17 protein-coding genes (1 of these 17 only partly in view) are annotated in these 16,370 nt (G+C 43.0%); 4 read left to right on the top strand and 13 right to left on the bottom strand.

Going from position 1 to position 16,370, the window contains the following annotated elements:
- Nucleotides 1–62 precede the first annotated feature (62 nt).
- Complete coding sequence (gene gutB / locus MHH79_RS03390) at nt 63–1,124, bottom strand: sorbitol dehydrogenase (RefSeq protein WP_340034988.1); 1,062 nt, start codon at nt 1,122–1,124, stop codon at nt 63–65.
- A gap of 201 nt (nt 1,125–1,325) precedes the next feature.
- On the opposite strand from gutB, the gene gutR reads away from it, so the two are divergent.
- Complete coding sequence (gene gutR / locus MHH79_RS03385) at nt 1,326–3,815, top strand: glucitol operon transcriptional regulator GutR (RefSeq protein ID WP_340034987.1); 2,490 nt, start codon at nt 1,326–1,328, stop codon at nt 3,813–3,815.
- 83 nt (nt 3,816–3,898) lie between these two features.
- On the opposite strand, the gene MHH79_RS03380 is transcribed toward gutR, so the two are convergent.
- From MHH79_RS03380 to groES, 3 genes are all read right to left on the bottom strand, one after another.
- Nucleotides 3,899–4,894, bottom strand: coding sequence for an alpha/beta hydrolase family protein (locus MHH79_RS03380; RefSeq protein ID WP_309529823.1), 996 nt, complete (start codon nt 4,892–4,894; stop codon nt 3,899–3,901).
- Between the two features lie 696 nt (nt 4,895–5,590).
- Nucleotides 5,591–7,222, bottom strand: coding sequence for a chaperonin GroEL (gene groL / locus MHH79_RS03375; protein ID WP_021481338.1), 1,632 nt, complete (start codon nt 7,220–7,222; stop codon nt 5,591–5,593).
- A 46-nt stretch (nt 7,223–7,268) separates the two neighbouring features.
- A complete protein-coding gene (groES, locus tag MHH79_RS03370; protein WP_003155970.1) occupies nt 7,269–7,553 on the bottom strand; it encodes a co-chaperone GroES in 285 nt (94 codons plus the stop codon).
- A 238-nt stretch (nt 7,554–7,791) separates the two neighbouring features.
- Here groES and MHH79_RS03365 point away from each other — a divergent pair, with 238 nt between their 5' ends.
- Complete coding sequence (locus MHH79_RS03365) at nt 7,792–8,526, top strand: type II CAAX endopeptidase family protein (protein ID WP_309529824.1); 735 nt, start codon at nt 7,792–7,794, stop codon at nt 8,524–8,526.
- A complete protein-coding gene (locus tag MHH79_RS03360; RefSeq protein WP_003225680.1) occupies nt 8,523–8,714 on the top strand; it encodes a YdiK family protein in 192 nt (63 codons plus the stop codon). Before MHH79_RS03365 ends, MHH79_RS03360 begins: the two co-directional genes overlap by 4 nt.
- Nucleotides 8,715–8,945: 231 nt before the next feature.
- Here MHH79_RS03360 and tatC read toward each other — a convergent pair whose 3' ends face one another.
- From tatC to moaC, 4 genes are read right to left on the bottom strand one after another with little or no spacing between them, the layout of a single operon-like run.
- Nucleotides 8,946–9,710, bottom strand: a complete 765-nt coding sequence (gene tatC, locus MHH79_RS03355; protein ID WP_015252680.1) for a twin-arginine translocase subunit TatC — start codon at nt 9,708–9,710, stop codon at nt 8,946–8,948.
- 6 nt (nt 9,711–9,716) lie between these two features.
- Complete coding sequence (gene tatAY, locus MHH79_RS03350) at nt 9,717–9,890, bottom strand: sec-independent protein translocase protein TatAY (protein WP_003234072.1); 174 nt, start codon at nt 9,888–9,890, stop codon at nt 9,717–9,719.
- A 21-nt stretch (nt 9,891–9,911) separates the two neighbouring features.
- Nucleotides 9,912–10,559 (bottom strand): redox-sensing transcriptional repressor Rex, encoded by a 648-nt coding sequence (locus MHH79_RS03345; RefSeq protein WP_003234073.1) that lies wholly within the window; start codon nt 10,557–10,559, stop codon nt 9,912–9,914.
- Complete coding sequence (moaC, locus tag MHH79_RS03340) at nt 10,556–11,068, bottom strand: cyclic pyranopterin monophosphate synthase MoaC (RefSeq protein WP_047182181.1); 513 nt, start codon at nt 11,066–11,068, stop codon at nt 10,556–10,558. The genes MHH79_RS03345 and moaC overlap by 4 nt, the downstream gene beginning before the upstream one ends.
- 125 nt (nt 11,069–11,193) lie before the next feature.
- On the opposite strand from moaC, the gene abc-f reads away from it, so the two are divergent.
- Nucleotides 11,194–13,122, top strand: a complete 1,929-nt coding sequence (gene abc-f / locus MHH79_RS03335; RefSeq protein ID WP_340034986.1) for an ABC-F type ribosomal protection protein — start codon at nt 11,194–11,196, stop codon at nt 13,120–13,122.
- 229 nt (nt 13,123–13,351) lie between these two features.
- Here the strand turns inward: abc-f and tsaD are convergent, their stop codons facing one another.
- The 5 genes in view from tsaD to thiL are tightly spaced (at most 14 nt apart) and all read right to left on the bottom strand, a layout consistent with a single transcriptional unit that may run on beyond the window.
- Nucleotides 13,352–14,392: a tRNA (adenosine(37)-N6)-threonylcarbamoyltransferase complex transferase subunit TsaD gene (gene tsaD, locus MHH79_RS03330; RefSeq protein WP_003234076.1), complete on the bottom strand. Its 1,041-nt coding sequence runs from the start codon at nt 14,390–14,392 to the stop codon at nt 13,352–13,354.
- Nucleotides 14,385–14,840 carry a ribosomal protein S18-alanine N-acetyltransferase gene (rimI, locus tag MHH79_RS03325; RefSeq protein ID WP_003243019.1) on the bottom strand — a complete coding sequence of 152 codons (456 nt, stop codon included), beginning with the start codon at nt 14,838–14,840 and terminating at the stop codon, nt 14,385–14,387. The genes tsaD and rimI overlap by 8 nt, the downstream gene beginning before the upstream one ends.
- Nucleotides 14,841–14,849: 9 nt before the next feature.
- Nucleotides 14,850–15,539 (bottom strand): tRNA (adenosine(37)-N6)-threonylcarbamoyltransferase complex dimerization subunit type 1 TsaB, encoded by a 690-nt coding sequence (gene tsaB, locus MHH79_RS03320; RefSeq protein ID WP_100506718.1) that lies wholly within the window; start codon nt 15,537–15,539, stop codon nt 14,850–14,852.
- Complete coding sequence (gene tsaE / locus MHH79_RS03315) at nt 15,520–15,996, bottom strand: tRNA (adenosine(37)-N6)-threonylcarbamoyltransferase complex ATPase subunit type 1 TsaE (protein ID WP_015382920.1); 477 nt, start codon at nt 15,994–15,996, stop codon at nt 15,520–15,522. Before tsaE ends, tsaB begins: the two co-directional genes overlap by 20 nt.
- A 14-nt stretch (nt 15,997–16,010) precedes the next feature.
- Nucleotides 16,011–16,370: the final stretch of a thiamine-phosphate kinase gene (thiL, locus tag MHH79_RS03310; RefSeq protein ID WP_251218254.1), read on the bottom strand. It continues 618 nt past the right edge of the window; only the last 360 of its 978 coding nucleotides appear in the window; its start codon lies beyond the right edge, outside the window; it ends in the stop codon at nt 16,011–16,013.

The following is a 16,370-nucleotide window of genomic DNA, read 5'->3' as shown; positions in this document are numbered from 1 at the left end:
CCAAGAATCCGTTTTCATTTCCAGTAAACAAGAGGGAGAATACGAAGATCCTCCCTGTTCACTCAGCGATTTGGATACACCATCACTTTTAAACATTCATTCTTAAATTGAAGCGCCCGCTCCATCGCCTCTTGTGTCTGCTCCAGCGAATATTGGTCCGTTACTAGATGCTTCGTGTCCACAACGCCGGAAGCGAGAAATTCGATTCCCTTCGGATACGTATTGGCATAACGGAAGATCCCGTAAATATCAATCTCGTTATCCGCAATAAACGGCACATTGAGCGGAATCTCGTTCTGTGAAGGCAAACCGATAATCGCCAATTTTCCGCCCCGGCGCACAGAAGCCAGTGCGGATTGCAATGCCGCTGGATTCCCTGCTGTTTCCCAAGCAACATCAACGCCTCTATCATTTGTGATCGTTTTAATCTCTTCAAGTGCGTCCTGTTCACGTATATTAATAATATGAGTCGCTCCCATTTTTTTCGCAGCCTCTAACCGCAGCGGCTCTAAGTCGGTCACGATAATTGTGCCTGCCCCAAATGCTTTAGCTGCGGCAACAGCCATTAACCCAACAGGGCCCATCCCCATAATCGCAATCGTTGATCCGGGCTGAAGCTTCGTTCTGGCCGCCGCATGGATGCCGACAGAAAACGGCTCGATCAAAGCAGCATCTTCATAAGAAAGTGAGTCTGGGATTAAAAAAACAAAGTCCTGACGCATTTTAATATATTGGACAAACGCGCCGTCTACCGGCGGTGTAGCCAAAAACTGTACATCCGGGCAAAGATTATAGCGCCCTTCTTTGCACTCTTCACAGCGTCCGCACGTAACACCAGGTTCAACCGCGACGCGGTCACCGACTTTGAATTGATGAACAGACGAGCCGACAGCTGCGATTTCTCCCGCGCACTCATGTCCGAGGATAAATGGCTTCTCCACTACATAGTTGCCTATTCTGCCGTTTGTATAGTAATGCAGATCCGATCCGCAAATCCCGACAGCCATCACCTTAATCAACACTTCATCATGATTGATGTCAGGCACAGGCAATGTTTCAATTTTGATCTCTCTTGTGTTGTGCATAACAGCCGCTTTCATGTTCTGAGGTACTGTGTGAGTCATTTGGCAAATTCCTTTCTTTAGAAAATAAAATGTAAGTGCATACATTTTTGTTTTCTCTGTTACTGCCCCCATTTTATCTGCTTTTCAATACGTTCAACAGCCTTTCCTGCTGTATAAAAGGACAGCGGCACTGTACTTTTATTTTTTCATATACAAAAAACGCTGGATTGATAAAATAGTACTAATAGGAGGTGCAGGCTTATGGCTGAACTTGAAAACCGAAAACAATTTGCACAACTGCTGGCACCTGGCGTCAAAACGCTAAAACTTCATCCTGATTATAAAGTCAGAAGGAAAAAGAACGAAAAAACAGGACAGTCTTACATAGATAAAATCGCACTCCAGCTGGGAGTCTCCTCTAACACGATCAAAAGCTGGATCGGACAGATGGGGGCAAACTATATTCCCGGGAGAATCGACGACGGAAAACTGTTCGGAATGATCTGGATCATTCTCGAAAAGACCGACTTGGATATCGAGTGGTTGACAGACCTGCTGGAAGCCACCACTATCCCAGTCATCAAACCCGCATTGCCTGTATGGGCAGCATCCTGTTTGAAAAAAGCGAAAATACTGCGAAAAGACGGGTCATTCGGGGCTCCGAGTGAAGACGAAATTGAAAATGTAGTAAAACGGCTGTTTCATGACAGACCCGGCCATGAAACGAATGCGCTTACAGAACAGCCTATCACTCATAATTTACCCTCACGCTGGTCCGGATGCTTTATCGGACGCAGCTTTGATATGGAAGCGATACGGCAATGGATGCTTTCTCCGTCACCAGTCTGTTTAATCACCGGCTGGGCTGGTATGGGTAAAACCACAATCGCTCTTGAAGCAGCCTATTCCTGTGTCGACGATACTTCAGATTGGCCGGCGTTCAACAGTATCATTTGGGTCAGCGCTGATTGGAAAGGATTGAGCTTTAGCGATTTTTTAAATACGATCGCCTATCAGCTCGGACGCACAGAACAAATCGATAAATCAATCAATGAAAAACGATTCGTCGTCCGCAATGCGTTAGCTAATTACACTAGAGAAAAACCGATCCTGCTGATCGTTGACAGCATTGATACTGCAGAACGTGACATTCATGAATTTATCACCAGCCTTCCGCAAGGCGTAAAAGTTCTCCTCACTGCACGGGAAAACGTAAAGCAAACCTATCGGGAAAGCTTTGGAGAAATGGCGGCCATCCAGCTGAGCGGTCTTGACCAAACAGATGCCCTTGAATTTTTTCAGCAAGAAGTGCACCGCTGCTTACAAACATGCAACATTCAAAATAAACGGGAAAAGCTGGAGCAGCTGTTACATCTATCATCTGACCTGAAAAACGAATTCATTTCAGCGACTGCCGGAAACCCGAAAGCCATGGCACTCAGCATCGCCTATATGTCAGACGATGACATCCCCGCTCAGCAGCTGATTCATGAGCTTGGAAAAGCAGGCTACTCACTGCTGGAATTGTTTGAATTCCTCTTTGGCCGCACCTGGGACAGATGCAATGAAGATACGCGAAAGCTATGGCAGACGCTTTGCTTTTTCAGCAAGTCGCCTGATGAAAAAAGCCTGGCGGCAGCAGCCGGATTAGACGCCCGCCGTTTTCATTACGCTATGGAACAAATGCGGTCATATGCGCTGATTCAGCCGGAACGAAGCCAAGGCAGGACACAATACTTAGCGCACCAAACCGTTGTCGCTTACGGAGAACAGCACTTGTCCGAGCAGCACGAATATGAAAAAGAAGCCCGCAATCGATGGGCGCACTATTATGTTGATTATGCCGAAACCCATTTAAAGCGGGAACAGCCCGACTCTATCTATTGGAGCTACCTGTTGGGACGGAATTTAGATCAAATGAAACAAGAATGGCCAAACATCTTAAAGGTCATCCAATGGGCAAGTGAAACCGATCAAAAAGAAATCCTAATCGAACTCATCACCCGCATTAGCCATTTTCTAAGCAGAATCAACCTGCCCTTGCGAATCGAATACGGGCGCAAAGCCGCCGATGCCGCCCATCACTTAGGCCAACACACACGAGAAGCGTTCTTCCGAATCGACACAGCAGGCTGGGCCCTGATGGAAGTCAATGATTTAGACGGAGCACTTCAGCAAATAGAAGCCGGGCTGAAGATTCTTGAACAATCAGACGCTCACGATGCCTATGATCTAAAGGTTTGGGGACACGCACTCAAAGCAAGGCTGTTTTTAAAAGCCGGGCAACAGGAAAAAGCAGAGACCATTTTAAACGAAATCGAAAATCAACCGATTTCCCCTACCATTCAACACAGAGTTCTATTGGTCCGCGGTGACTTAAGCTTTGCGAGAGGTTATCATGTAGAAGCCATTCAATTATACGAAGCGGCAAATGAGATAAGCTCCACGTACGGCGGCGAAAAAACGATAGAAGCCTATTTCAATCTGGGTGTCGCTTACGTGAAATGTGGTCAATTTGAGAAAGCGGAAGAAGCCTTTGAGCAAATGCTCTATGACAAACATAACGCCAATCAGGTTGAGTTGATCTATTATTTTTACGGGATGGCGCAGCTGTTGTACCGTAAAGGAGAGAAAACGAAAGCGATGGAAGCTAATCAGAGAGCGATTCGTTTGATTGATTCGTGGGAGCCTGCGATTGGGATTCGGGATGAGGTGGAACTTTTGGCAAGGGTGACTAAAGAAAACGAGTAGTACGTAGTTCTGTCAGCAATCTCACTCAATAAATAGGAAAGGCCAACTGAAGTTGCAGTTGGCCTTTCGTTTCTTATTAAGGTCTACAAATGTACTGAACCAGGTTTTCTCGTATTTATCCTTTCTCTTATAAAGGAAAGCGTATCATTTGCCAGCTTTTTGCGACAAAGAACAATACCGGAATGACCACAATTGTAGACATATCTTGTGGGTTTCCCCCAGCTTTCCCATAAATAATCTGCATCTTTTAAGTCAATATACTGATCATGTTTAGCAGAAATCAGCAGAATGTTATCTTTATTAACTTTCGGCAAGGCTTGACTAGGATCTGTGATATTCCAATATTTTGTTAAATCTTCATAGGTCACACCATTTTGTTCTAATTCTTCTCTTATGAATTTACCTGGGATCGTGTTCCATATTGAATAAGAAAGGCGATTGGCATAAAAGATTGATACCACTACATCAATTTGGGATTCTAGGGTTGCAATTAGATTAGTAACCCATCCCCCTAAGCTTACCCCCCCTATGATAACAGGGCCTTTTTTATTTGCTTTTATCCAGTGAATTAATGCCCGTAAATCGACAATGGCCTGTCTTGTCGACTCAATTGTACGATCAATATTTGCACTAATCATCAACTCGCCACTATACAGTGAATTTTCTGGTTCTCTTTCAAAATGGTATGGAAGAGAATAATAATACATATTCCAGCCTAAATCGTTCATTATACGTTTATGAAATATTTTTTTGATTCTATCGAACGAATCCATGCGCCAGCCGTGTACAAAGATGACATTGGGTTGATCTATATCATTTTTATTTAAAAAAACCTCCCCTTTTAAAGTATCATTAACAGGATTCCCTGTTTGAATTAAGGATTCATAACGAAATGTTCCAACCCTATAATTTTTTTTAGATTCATTCAAGTCAATTGAAACATCAGCTATATTTGCACTGTAAAATTCCTCTCTATCATCGATATCGGCTGCAATAGCAGCAGAAAAATGTTTATCTTTGCTTCTTTTTCTGTGTAAATCATATAAAGCCAAGCGATCTATCATTTCTGAAAAATGCACTATTAAGTCCTCCTTGGTAATCATAAAAAACTAATATTAGATTTAATAATTGGAATGTCGGTCTCCATAGAGTAGGGATGAATATTATCAAGATGTTGGTGGAAGAACCTAACTACATCGCCAGTGAATTTTTGAGAATCAGATTATTCTGCCGTTCTATATATTTAACATACATCGTCTTAGTAGCTAAAAAGCAGCACAAATAGAAAATTTAAAAGGATTTCTCTTTGACAGTGTTTTGCTTTTAGAAACGTCTAAGAGTGTTGGTGACACTATTTATTTAGATAACTGGGGCTTTTTTATCTTATGAGAGGATACCATCTCCTGTCTGCAATAGGGAGAGAAGTAACAGAGGATTTGCACGAATAATTTTTAAACCCTTTTTATAATCATAACAGAAATGCAGTTTACTGAAGTTACAGTAAGCCGTTTGTCAAAGAAGACGTAAACAGGAATCTGAGCGGGTAGATTTATTTTGGTCAATTGATTAGTTCATATCGGGATTATCAAAACTATTGAAAATCGATATAGAACAGTGCTGAAAAAATCAAACTACGAAAGACAAAAAAAAAGAAGCTTCTCACAAGTTCAATGAACTCATGAGAAGCCTCGAAATTTACAAATGGCATCAATAGGGCATCAAAAATGACGTCCGTTGCCGATAAACCTTTGTAAATCAAGGTTTTTTTGTCGGTTTTACATCATGCCGCCCATACCGCCCATGCCGCCCATGTCAGGCATTCCGCCGCCAGCGTTTTCTTCTGGCTTGTCAGCGACAACGGCTTCAGTTGTTAAGAACATTGCAGCTACAGACGCAGCGTTTTGAAGAGCTGAGCGTGTAACTTTCGTTGGGTCAACGATACCTTTTTCGATCATGTTTACCCATTCGCCAGTTGCAGCGTTGAAGCCTACGCCGATTTCTTCGTTTTTGAGGCGCTCAACGATGACAGATCCTTCAAGACCAGCGTTGTGCGCGATTTGACGGATTGGCTCTTCAAGCGCGCGAAGCACGATGTTGATACCTGTTTGAGCATCGCCTTCAGCTTCAACTGCAGCGACTTTGTTATATACGTTTACAAGCGCTGTACCACCACCGGATACGATGCCTTCTTCAACAGCTGCGCGAGTTGAGTTCAGGGCGTCTTCGATGCGAAGTTTACGCTCTTTCAGCTCAGTTTCAGTCGCAGCGCCGACTTTGATGACAGCTACGCCGCCAGCAAGTTTCGCAAGACGCTCTTGTAATTTTTCTCTGTCGAACTCAGAAGTTGTTTCTTCCACTTGAGCGCGGATTTGAGTCACGCGGGCAGAAATTTTGTCTGTTTCGCCAGCGCCTTCAACGATTGTTGTGTTTTCTTTAGTAACAACAACTTTAGAAGCGCGTCCTAATTGAGCGATTTGAGTAGATTTCAGGTCAAGGCCAAGATCTTCTGTGATTACTTCTCCGCCAGTAAGGACAGCGATGTCTTCAAGCATTGCTTTACGGCGGTCACCGAAGCCAGGAGCTTTAACAGCAACTGCGTTGAATGTGCCGCGGAGTTTGTTCACAACAAGTGTTGCAAGTGCTTCGCCTTCAACATCCTCAGCGATCAGAAGCAATGGTTTGCCTTGCTGAACAACCTGCTCAAGCACAGGAAGGATTTCTTGAATGTTTGTGATTTTTTTGTCTGTGATTAAGATGTAAGGATTGTCAAGAACCGCTTCCATCTTATCAGAGTCAGTTACCATGTAAGGAGACGCATATCCGCGGTCGAATTGCATACCTTCAACAACTTCAAGCTCAGTTGTGAAGCCTTTAGACTCTTCGATTGTGATAACGCCGTCGTTTCCTACGCGCTCCATTGCTTCAGCGATAAGGCTTCCGACTTCCTCATCAGCCGCAGAGATCGCAGCAACCTGAGCGATAGACTCTTTTCCTTCGATTGGCTTAGAAATTTCTTTTAAGTTTTCGATCGCAACCGATACAGCTTGTTCCATCCCTTTACGCACGCCTACAGGGTTAGCGCCTGCTGTTACGTTTTTAAGGCCTTCACGGATCATTGCTTGCGCAAGAACTGTTGCAGTTGTTGTACCGTCACCGGCAACGTCGTTTGTTTTGCTGGCTACTTCAGCAACAAGCTTAGCACCCATGTTTTCAAACGCGTCTTCTAGCTCGATTTCTTTAGCGATTGTTACACCGTCATTTGTGATTAACGGAGAACCGAATTTTTTCTCTAGAACCACGTTGCGTCCTTTTGGTCCTAAAGTTACTTTAACAGCATCAGCAAGTGCATCGACACCGCGAAGCATTGCGCGGCGAGCTTCTTCACTAAACTTAATTTCTTTTGCCATGTTTACAAGACCTCCTCAAATGTTTTAAATATTGTTTATTTAAGAATTAGCCGATAACAGCTAAAATGTCGCTTTCACGTAAGATTAAGTATTCAGTACCTTCGTATTTCACTTCAGTACCTGCGTATTTTGAGAAGATAATGCGGTCGCCCTCTTTTACTTCTAAAGCAACGCGCTCTCCGCTTTCTAACACGCGACCTGAACCAGCTGCCACGATTTTGCCTTCTTGCGGTTTTTCTTTTGCAGAATCCGGCAACACAATTCCGCTGGCAGTTTTTTCTTCAGATTCTACGAGTTCAATGACAACGCGATCACCTAATGGCTTTAACAATGTAATAACCTCCTCAATAGTATGAATATGTAATTTTAGCACTCAGCACTAAAGAGTGCTAACACAATTCTTATAATAAAGAATCTCCCTTCCAATTTCAAGTGATAAGATAAAAAATTTTTCACGCTTACATCATTCTTTTCCGCTCCCTTTTCCGTTAGCTTTTTCACCCCCGTACCGATTATGTTACAATAGCTGTAGATGAACGAAACCCACTTAACAAAGGAGTACATACCATTTGAGAAAACAGTATTGGTTTATTATTTTGACATATATCATCATGCAGTTTTCCGCATTAATCGCGATTCCCTTGTTATTTAAATTCGGTTATGCCGGAGGACAGCCTACAGATGAAAATATGCTGCATGCACAAGGATTATGGTCCGTCATCAGCTTTATCGCCTGTCTCCTTATTGTTCTGCTCATTCTGAGAACCGTTCCGAAAGAAACGCTGCGAAACGGACAGAAGGACTCAATCGGACTTTCTATCCTTTGGGCGATAGCCGGTTTTTTCATTGCCCTTTTCTCTCAAGGAATAGCAGGCTCTATTGAATATTATGTTTTTGGCATCGGAAGAGAATCAGAAAATACACAAGCGATTCTGGATGTCATTCAGGCAGTCCCGCTCATGATTATCGTTTCTTCCATCGTCGGGCCTATATTAGAAGAAATCATCTTCAGAAAAATCATTTTCGGCGCGCTGTACGAAAAAACGAATTTCTTTTTTGCAGGACTGATCAGCTCGGTTATCTTCGGTATTGTTCACGCTGATTTGAAGCATCTCCTTCTATATACAGCAATGGGCTTTACCTTTGCATTTTTATATGCGAGAACAAAACGGATATGGGTGCCGATTTTCGCCCATTTAATGATGAATACATTCGTCGTCATCATGCAGCTTGAGCCTGTTCGGAATTACCTTGAACAGCAGAGCACACAAATGCAATTGATTATTGGAGGATTATGTTTATGAGAAACCCGGTAGTTTGGGGAATGATCTACTTTGCCGTAGGGTGCATCTTTACTTATCTTGCCGCAAGCTCGCCAGGCAGCATGTGGTCATTTTACTCCATCCTGCTGATGGTGTTCGCCGCTTACAACATCAGCATTTCTTTTAAGATGTTCGCCTTTTCATTTAAAATCAAAAAGAACCAAAAATAAAGAAAATCCATTTCTGAATGAGAAATGGATTCAAATTAAATCCTAAAACGGCTTTCGTTTTAGGATTTTGTCATTTTCAGCGTGATTGAAAACCCTTGAAGTCTAGGAAAGGCGAGCATTGGAGCGGAGCGAATGTTTTCATTCGTGAGCACCAACGCACAGGCTTGACAACGAATGCGGGGGTTTGTCAACACGCTGAATCCATTTCTCTCATGAGAAATGGATTTTTTATTATTGCCCAGAAGACACGTCCTGATCGGCTGCACTGCTTTTCTGCGCTTTCCGATAAGCGGCCTTCGATATAAGGATACTGATTTCATATAAAATCAAAAGCGGGACTGTGACCATCATATGGGACAGAAGCTCAGGCGGTGTAATCAGGGCTGCGATCACCAGCAGCGTAAAATACGCATACTTTCTGATTTTCGCCAAGAACATCGGTGTCACAATTCCGAGCCTGGTCAAAAACATGAGGATGACCGGCATTTGGAACAGCAGTCCAAACGGAATCGTCAGCTGCAGAAGAAAATGAAAATATTCATTAATTCCGATCACCTGATTGACATTCAAGTCCTGAGAGATCCGCTTCATAAAATCAACAACAAAAGGAAATAAAATATAATATGAAAAAGATAAGCCCGCTAAAAACAGCAAAATAGAGATCGGAATGTAGCTGAGCGTTACTTTGCGCTCTTTCTCATAGAGACCCGGGCTCACAAAAGCCCAAAGCTGATAAAGAATAACCGGCGAGGTCAGGACTATGCCGATGATAAACGCAAACTGCATAAACACATAAAGCGGGTCTGTCAGGTTAAACGCGTTAAGCGTAAGCTGCTTCGCTTCATCTGTTTCTTGCAGATACACAATAATCGGCTTTGCTAAAAAAAATCCAGCAATAAAGAAAACGACAAACGCCAGCGCTACAATCAGCAACCGTTTTCGAAGCTCAGCAATATGCTCCAGCAGCGACATTTGATTCACTTTCATTCGTGTCATCCTAACTTACTGATCTTCTTTCTTTTTTTCCTCTTCATCACTCGTTAATCCTTTTGTAGCGTTTTTGAATTCACGAAGTGTGTCTCCCGCTGCTTTACCCAATTCAGGCAGCTTTTTGGGACCGAAGATAATCAGAGCAACGATTGCGATAACAGCAAGGCTTCCAGGACCGATCGGCATATTTGGGCTCCTCCTTTCCCTCTATTCGATTTCCTCTAAAACTGAATAATGCTTCAAAAAATAAACAAGTGACTGAAGCTCAACTGCTAAATCTATATGATGAATTCGAATGTGTTCCGGCACATTCAAACGGGCCGGCGTAAAATTAAGGATTCCCTTGATTCCTAATGCGACCAATCTGTCTGTAATGGATTGAGCGGCAACTGCTGGCACTGTAAGAATGGCAACTGATTCATCTTTTACGTGTTGTTCAAGGTCATCAAGGTTATAGACGGGCACACCGCCTACCTCAGTTCCTATTTTACTCTCATTTATATCAAAAGCCATAGAAATTTTTGTGTTATTATTTTTTGTGAAATTATAGTGAAGAAATGCCGTTCCCAAGTTCCCGACACCAATCAAGATGACGTCTGTCATCTCATCCTGATCAAGCGTTTTTCGGAAAAAAGACAGCAAATAATCCACATTATATCCGTATCCTTTTTTGCCAAGAGCTCCAAAATAGGAAAAATCCCTCCGAATCGTGGCAGAATCAACCTTTACGGCATCACTGAGTTCAGCGGATGATACACGCTGTTTTCCTGACGCATGCAGATTCTTTAAAAAGCGATAGTAAAGCGGCAGCCGTTTCGCCGTCGCCTGCGGAATTTTTGATTGATCCTTATTCATTTTTGGTCCTCCAAATTATACTCGGATAGTTCTCTTTTAAAGTCACCGTTTTTCCCGCCTGTCTTCTCCAGCAAGAAAGTAGGGCCGATGACCATCCCCTTATCAAGGGCCTTGCACATATCGTAAACGGTAAGAGCGCACACCGATGCAGAAGTGAGCGCTTCCATTTCCACACCTGTACTCCCTTTCGTTTTGACCTGTGCTTTTATATGAAGTATAACTTCTGCTTCTTTTATTTTCCAGTCAAACGATATATCTATCCCGCTCAATGAAAGCGGATGGCACATCGGAATGATATTCGACGTTTGCTTTGCGGCCATAATGCCTGCCACCTGCGCGACAGCCAGTACATCTCCTTTGCCGATATCGTGACTTTGTATTTTCTCGTACACTTCATTCTTCATGTGTACGCTTGAAACAGCAGCCGCAGTACGGACAGTCGAAGATTTTTCGCTGATATCCACCATCTGGGCTCTGCCCTGTTCATTAAAATGAGAAAATCCATTCATATTAAAACGCTCCTTAAACAGATCATACACTATTTTCTTCTCTATGTCTTATATGGCCAATGTATTGTTTGCTGACTTCTGGTTCATAAGCTACACTTAACTTATTATAGCAGAGGTGAAATAATATGATGATCTTACAAGTTAATCAGCTGTCCAAATCGTTTGGTGCTGATACTATTTTAAACAATATAAAGCTGGAAGTCAGAAATCGTGATCGCATCGCCATTGTTGGAAGAAATGGCGCCGGAAAATCCACGCTCCTTAAAATTATCGCAGGCCAGCTTTCGTATGAAAAGGGCGAAATTATTAAACCAAAAGATATTACAATGGGATATCTCGCCCAGCATACTGGCTTGGATTCTAAGCTTACCATAAAAGAAGAGCTGCTGACTGTTTTTGACCACTTAAAAGCAATGGAAAAGGAAATGCGGGCTATGGAAGAAAAAATGGCGGCAGCTGACCCGGGTGAATTAGAAAGCATCATGAAAACCTACGACCGTCTTCAGCAGGAATTCAAAGATAAGGGCGGTTATCAATATGAAGCGGATGTTAGATCTGTGCTGCATGGTCTCGGCTTCAGCCATTTTGACGATTCTACACAGGTTCAAAGCCTCAGCGGAGGCCAGAAAACAAGACTGGCTTTAGGTAAGCTTCTGTTAACACAGCCTGATTTGCTCATTCTCGATGAGCCGACAAACCATCTGGATATTGATACGCTTACCTGGCTTGAGCATTATTTGCAAGGCTATTCAGGCGCCATCCTCATCGTTTCGCATGACCGCTACTTTTTGGACAAAGTAGTAAACCAGGTATACGAGGTATCAAGAGCAGAAAGCAAAAAGTATCACGGCAACTACAGCGCTTATCTCGACCAAAAAGCCGCGCAGTATGACAAAGATCTGAAAATGTATGAAAAGCAGCAGGACGAGATTGCAAAGCTGCAGGATTTCGTAGACCGAAATCTGGCGAGAGCCTCTACCACCAAAAGGGCGCAAAGCCGCAGAAAGCAGCTTGAGCGAATGGAAGTCATGTCAAAACCGCTTGGCGATGAAAAATCCGCAAACTTTCATTTTGATATTACAAAACAGAGCGGAAATGAAGTCCTTCGTGTTCAGGATCTCACAATCAGCTATGAAAACCAGCCGCCGCTTTTAACAGAAGTGTCATTCATGCTCACAAGAGGAGAAAGCGCAGCGCTTGTCGGCCCTAACGGAATTGGTAAATCGACATTGCTGAAAACATTGATAGACACCCTAAAACCAGATCAAGGAACGATCTCATACGGCTCAAATGTCAGTGTCGGCTATTATGATCAGGAACAGGCTAAGTTGACTTCCTCTAAACGTGTCCTTGATGAGCTGTGGGACGAGTACCCCGGGCTCCCAGAAAAAGAAATCAGAACGTGTCTCGGAAATTTCTTATTCTCCGGAGATGATGTGCTGAAACCAGTTCATTCACTGAGCGGAGGCGAAAAAGCAAGATTGGCTCTAGCTAAGCTGATGCTTCAAAAAGCCAACTTTCTCATCCTTGATGAACCGACGAACCATCTGGATTTAGACAGCAAAGAAGTTCTCGAAAACGCGCTGATTGATTATCCAGGCACACTGTTATTTGTCTCACATGACAGATATTTTATTAACAGAATCGCCACAAGAGTATTGGAGCTTTCTTCAAGCCATATAGAGGAGTATCTGGGAGATTACGATTATTATACAGAGAAAAAAACAGAGCAGCTTGAATTGGAGAAAATGAATCAGCAAGAGGAAACTGATAAAACGCCAGCTACAGTGAAGTCTGACTCCAAACGTTCCTACGAGGAAGAAAAAGAATGGAAAAAGAAAGAGCGCCAACGACTCCGTCGGATTGAAGAAATTGAAACCACTGTTCAAACCATTGAAGAGAACATTAGCCGTAATGATGAATTGTTATGTGACCCTGAAGTCTATCAGGATCATGAAAAAGTACAAGCTATCCATGCAGACAATGAGAAGCTCAATCAGGAGCTGGAATCTCTTTTGTCCGAATGGGAAGAACTATCCACAGAAGAAGATTAAAAAAGTCAAGCACCTCTTTTTAGAGGTGCTTTTTATCCACAGAACATCCCCTAATACATAAACAAAGTAAGCGCTTTATACACACTATCCACAAAATATTCTGAATTTATCCACTTTATTAACAGTGACCTCAGCCCTTTATCCATCAATATCTCTATAATTACTCACAGATATGTGGATAAATTGTGAATTGTCTGTTAATAACAAACATATAAAAAGTCTCACGCTATTATCTCGTGAGACTTTGATAAGAAGTCAATTCAAGGCCGGGCTGGCCATTCATATCATATGCACCGCGAATTCCTTTTTCAAAAGCAATTGTACCAGCAGCAGCAATCATCGCAGCATTATCCGTGCATAAAGCTAATGGAGGAATGACAAGCGTAATCCCTTCATGCTGGGCAAATTCCTTTTCTAATGCAGCTCTGAGGCCTCTGTTTGCAGCTACTCCTCCGGCTAAAAGGACCTGTTTGACATCATATTCCTTTGCCGCGCGCGCCGTTTTGGTTACCAAGACATCGATCACACTATTTTGGAAACTGGCAGACAAATCTTCCGGAGCAATCTCTTGCCCTTTTTGGGATGCATTATGAAGCGTATTGATCACCGCAGACTTCAATCCGCTAAAGCTGAAGTTGTAAGAGCCTTCTTCAAGCCATGCGCGAGGAAGCGGAATATTGTCATTCCCTTTTTCAGCTAGCTTGTCAATTTGCGGTCCACCCGGATATGGCAATCCCATCGTCCGCGCCACTTTGTCGTAAGCTTCTCCTGCCGCATCATCAAGGGTTTCCCCAATGACTTCAAATGATCCATGTTCCTTCATATAAACCAGTTCTGTATGGCCTCCTGAAACGACTAATGCCAGTGCCGGGAACACGATGTCTTCTACAAGACGGTTCGCGTATATATGACCGGCTATATGATGAACGCCTACTAACGGAATGTTATGTGCAAAGCTCAATGCTTTAGCGGCATTCACGCCGATAAGAAGCGCTCCCACCAGTCCCGGACCTTCTGTTACTGCAATCGCATCAATATCACTATACGTCATGCCAGCTTTGCGAAACGCCTCTTCTATAACCAAAGTGATTTGTTCAACATGATGTCTTGAAGCAATTTCCGGAACAACGCCTCCGAAGCGCTTATGGCTTTCAATTTGAGAGGCTACTACGTTTGAAATGATCTCTTTTCCGTTTTTCACAATAGCTGCAGCAGTCTCATCACAGCTTGTTTCAATTCCTAATACGTACATGTCTTTTTGCTCACTCATTTATCGTCACCCACATAATTAACGCATCTTCCCCGTTATCAGTATAATAGTTCTTTCTTATTCCGCCGGGCTGCATCCCGAATTTCTTATATAAGCCTTGAGCAGGATGATTCGAAACCCTCACTTCAAGCGAAAGCCGCCTTGCGTCTTTTTCTTTGCACAGTTCAACAGCTGAGCGAAAAAGCGTTTCTCCTAAAGACTGGCCGCGATACTCTGGTTTTATCGCTATATTTGTAATTTGGGCATCGTCCATCACAATCCAAATCCCGCAATACCCAGCAAGATGGCCGTCCTTTTCAATCACGAGATAATGAGCATATGGATTTTCCAGCAGCTCATGATAAAACGAATCCTTCGTCCAAGGAGACGTAAAGGAGGATGCTTCGATTTCGTATACGTGATCTATATCTTCAAGCCGCATATTTCTGACCGCTGCTTTTGTTTTCATCCTATCACCCTACTTTTGACTTTCAATCCATTTCGCTTCAGCTTCTGCCAGCCGCAAGTAATCCGGGACAAGCCCATGAACATCAGCTGCTTCCTTTTCCTTCCCGAGAAAAGCCAATTCTGAAGGACGCGGGTTATGCTGGGCGGCAGTTCCAATGAACCCTTTTGTTCCAAGCACATCCTCGATCATCTGCTTGTGAAGAGAAGTATCATGGCCTAAAAACAAAACAGGGCGGTCCTTTTCTTTTAGCATCTCCAGCCAATCTGCCAGCATCACATTTTGATCTGGAACAACTTGCTCTAAAAGCCCATTTTTATATTGATACAGACCTGTGTACACCTGTCCCCGTCTAGCATCAAAGATTGGGCTGATCAGACCGTCAAAATGCCGGCCATTTGCAGCAAGCGTCTCAAGACTTGATACAGCACTTATTGGAATGTCTAAAGACCAGGCAAGTGTTTTGGCCAACGTCACACCTATTCTTACTCCTGTGTATGAACCAGGGCCTTTTGCAACGACAATTTTAGAAAGGTCCTGCGGTGCCATATCACAATCATTCAGCAATGAATGAACAGCAGGCATCGCTCTTACAGAGTGGTTCTTTTTCAAATATGTAATGTATTCTGCTATAACAGTGTCTTTTCGAAGCAGCGCAATGCCCAATGTATAATTTGATGTATCAATTGCTAATATTGTCATGTCTACTTAACTCCTCACAAAGCATTTCATACCGATTCCCGACAGCAGTAAAGGTAATTTCCCGCTCATCATCACCAGCTCTTTTGATGACAATTTGCAGTCGCTCCTGCGGCAGCTGTTCTTCAATTAAATGAGCCCATTCAACGAGACAGACACCTTGTCCGTGAAAATATTCATCAAGTCCCAAATCTTCACTTTCATCTTCCATTCTATACACATCCATATGATAAAGAGGAAGTACGCCATCGTTATATTCTTTTATAATTGTAAAAGTCGGACTGTTTACAACACGTGTAATTCCCAGCCCTTCTGCAAAACCTTTCGTAAAAGTCGTTTTTCCTGCACCTAAATCGCCCTCTAATGTCAGGACGTCTCCCGGTTTAGCAAACGCTGCCGCAAGCTTGGCAATTGCTTTTGTTTCTTCTGGATTTACAGTTCTCCATTTTAATTGCTTCACACGAGTCACCCGTCTTATTTAAAATGATTATATCCCTTTTTCTCTAAGATCATTGATGTTTGATCTGTTTTTAGGATCACTTTAGATTTTGTTTTTTCCCTGACATGGCCAATCTTTGTAATGGGAAGTTGATGTGCTGCGCACTCCTGCTTCAACACTTCCCACTCCTCATTTGAAACCGTCCCTGTCAGCTCAAAATCCTCACCGCCAAACAAAGCCCATTCTTTCCAGTTAGGATGAAGCTTAGGCAAATCAGAATGAATTGGAAGCATGCTTTCATCAATTTCAATTGAAACACAGCTGGCTTCTGCAATCTCGTTCAGTTCACTAGCCAATCCGTCACTAACATCATTTAAAGCTGCCCGTTTAAAACT

The sequence above is a fragment of the Bacillus sp. FSL K6-0993 genome (assembly GCF_037977205.1).
GTDB classification, from domain to species: domain Bacteria; phylum Bacillota; class Bacilli; order Bacillales; family Bacillaceae; genus Bacillus; species Bacillus subtilis.
This window is presented reverse-complemented; position numbering and strand designations above follow the sequence as displayed.

What these genes read in the sequence shown, in the direction of transcription:
- gutB (WP_340034988.1), bottom strand. Translation starts at nt 1,124, where the DNA reads ATGACTCACACAGTACCTCAGAACATGAAAGCGGCTGTTATGCACAAC.
- gutR (WP_340034987.1), top strand. Translation starts at nt 1,326, where the DNA reads ATGGCTGAACTTGAAAACCGAAAACAATTTGCACAACTGCTGGCACCT.
- groL (WP_021481338.1), bottom strand. Translation starts at nt 7,222, where the DNA reads ATGGCAAAAGAAATTAAGTTTAGTGAAGAAGCTCGCCGCGCAATGCTT.
- MHH79_RS03360 (WP_003225680.1), top strand. Translation starts at nt 8,523, where the DNA reads ATGAGAAACCCGGTAGTTTGGGGAATGATCTACTTTGCCGTAGGGTGC.
- tatC (WP_015252680.1), bottom strand. Translation starts at nt 9,710, where the DNA reads ATGACACGAATGAAAGTGAATCAAATGTCGCTGCTGGAGCATATTGCT.
- tatAY (WP_003234072.1), bottom strand. Translation starts at nt 9,890, where the DNA reads ATGCCGATCGGTCCTGGAAGCCTTGCTGTTATCGCAATCGTTGCTCTG.
- MHH79_RS03345 (WP_003234073.1), bottom strand. Translation starts at nt 10,559, where the DNA reads ATGAATAAGGATCAATCAAAAATTCCGCAGGCGACGGCGAAACGGCTG.
- moaC (WP_047182181.1), bottom strand. Translation starts at nt 11,068, where the DNA reads ATGAATGGATTTTCTCATTTTAATGAACAGGGCAGAGCCCAGATGGTG.
- abc-f (WP_340034986.1), top strand. Translation starts at nt 11,194, where the DNA reads ATGATGATCTTACAAGTTAATCAGCTGTCCAAATCGTTTGGTGCTGAT.
- tsaD (WP_003234076.1), bottom strand. Translation starts at nt 14,392, where the DNA reads ATGAGTGAGCAAAAAGACATGTACGTATTAGGAATTGAAACAAGCTGT.
- rimI (WP_003243019.1), bottom strand. Translation starts at nt 14,840, where the DNA reads ATGAAAACAAAAGCAGCGGTCAGAAATATGCGGCTTGAAGATATAGAT.
- tsaB (WP_100506718.1), bottom strand. Translation starts at nt 15,539, where the DNA reads ATGACAATATTAGCAATTGATACATCAAATTATACATTGGGCATTGCG.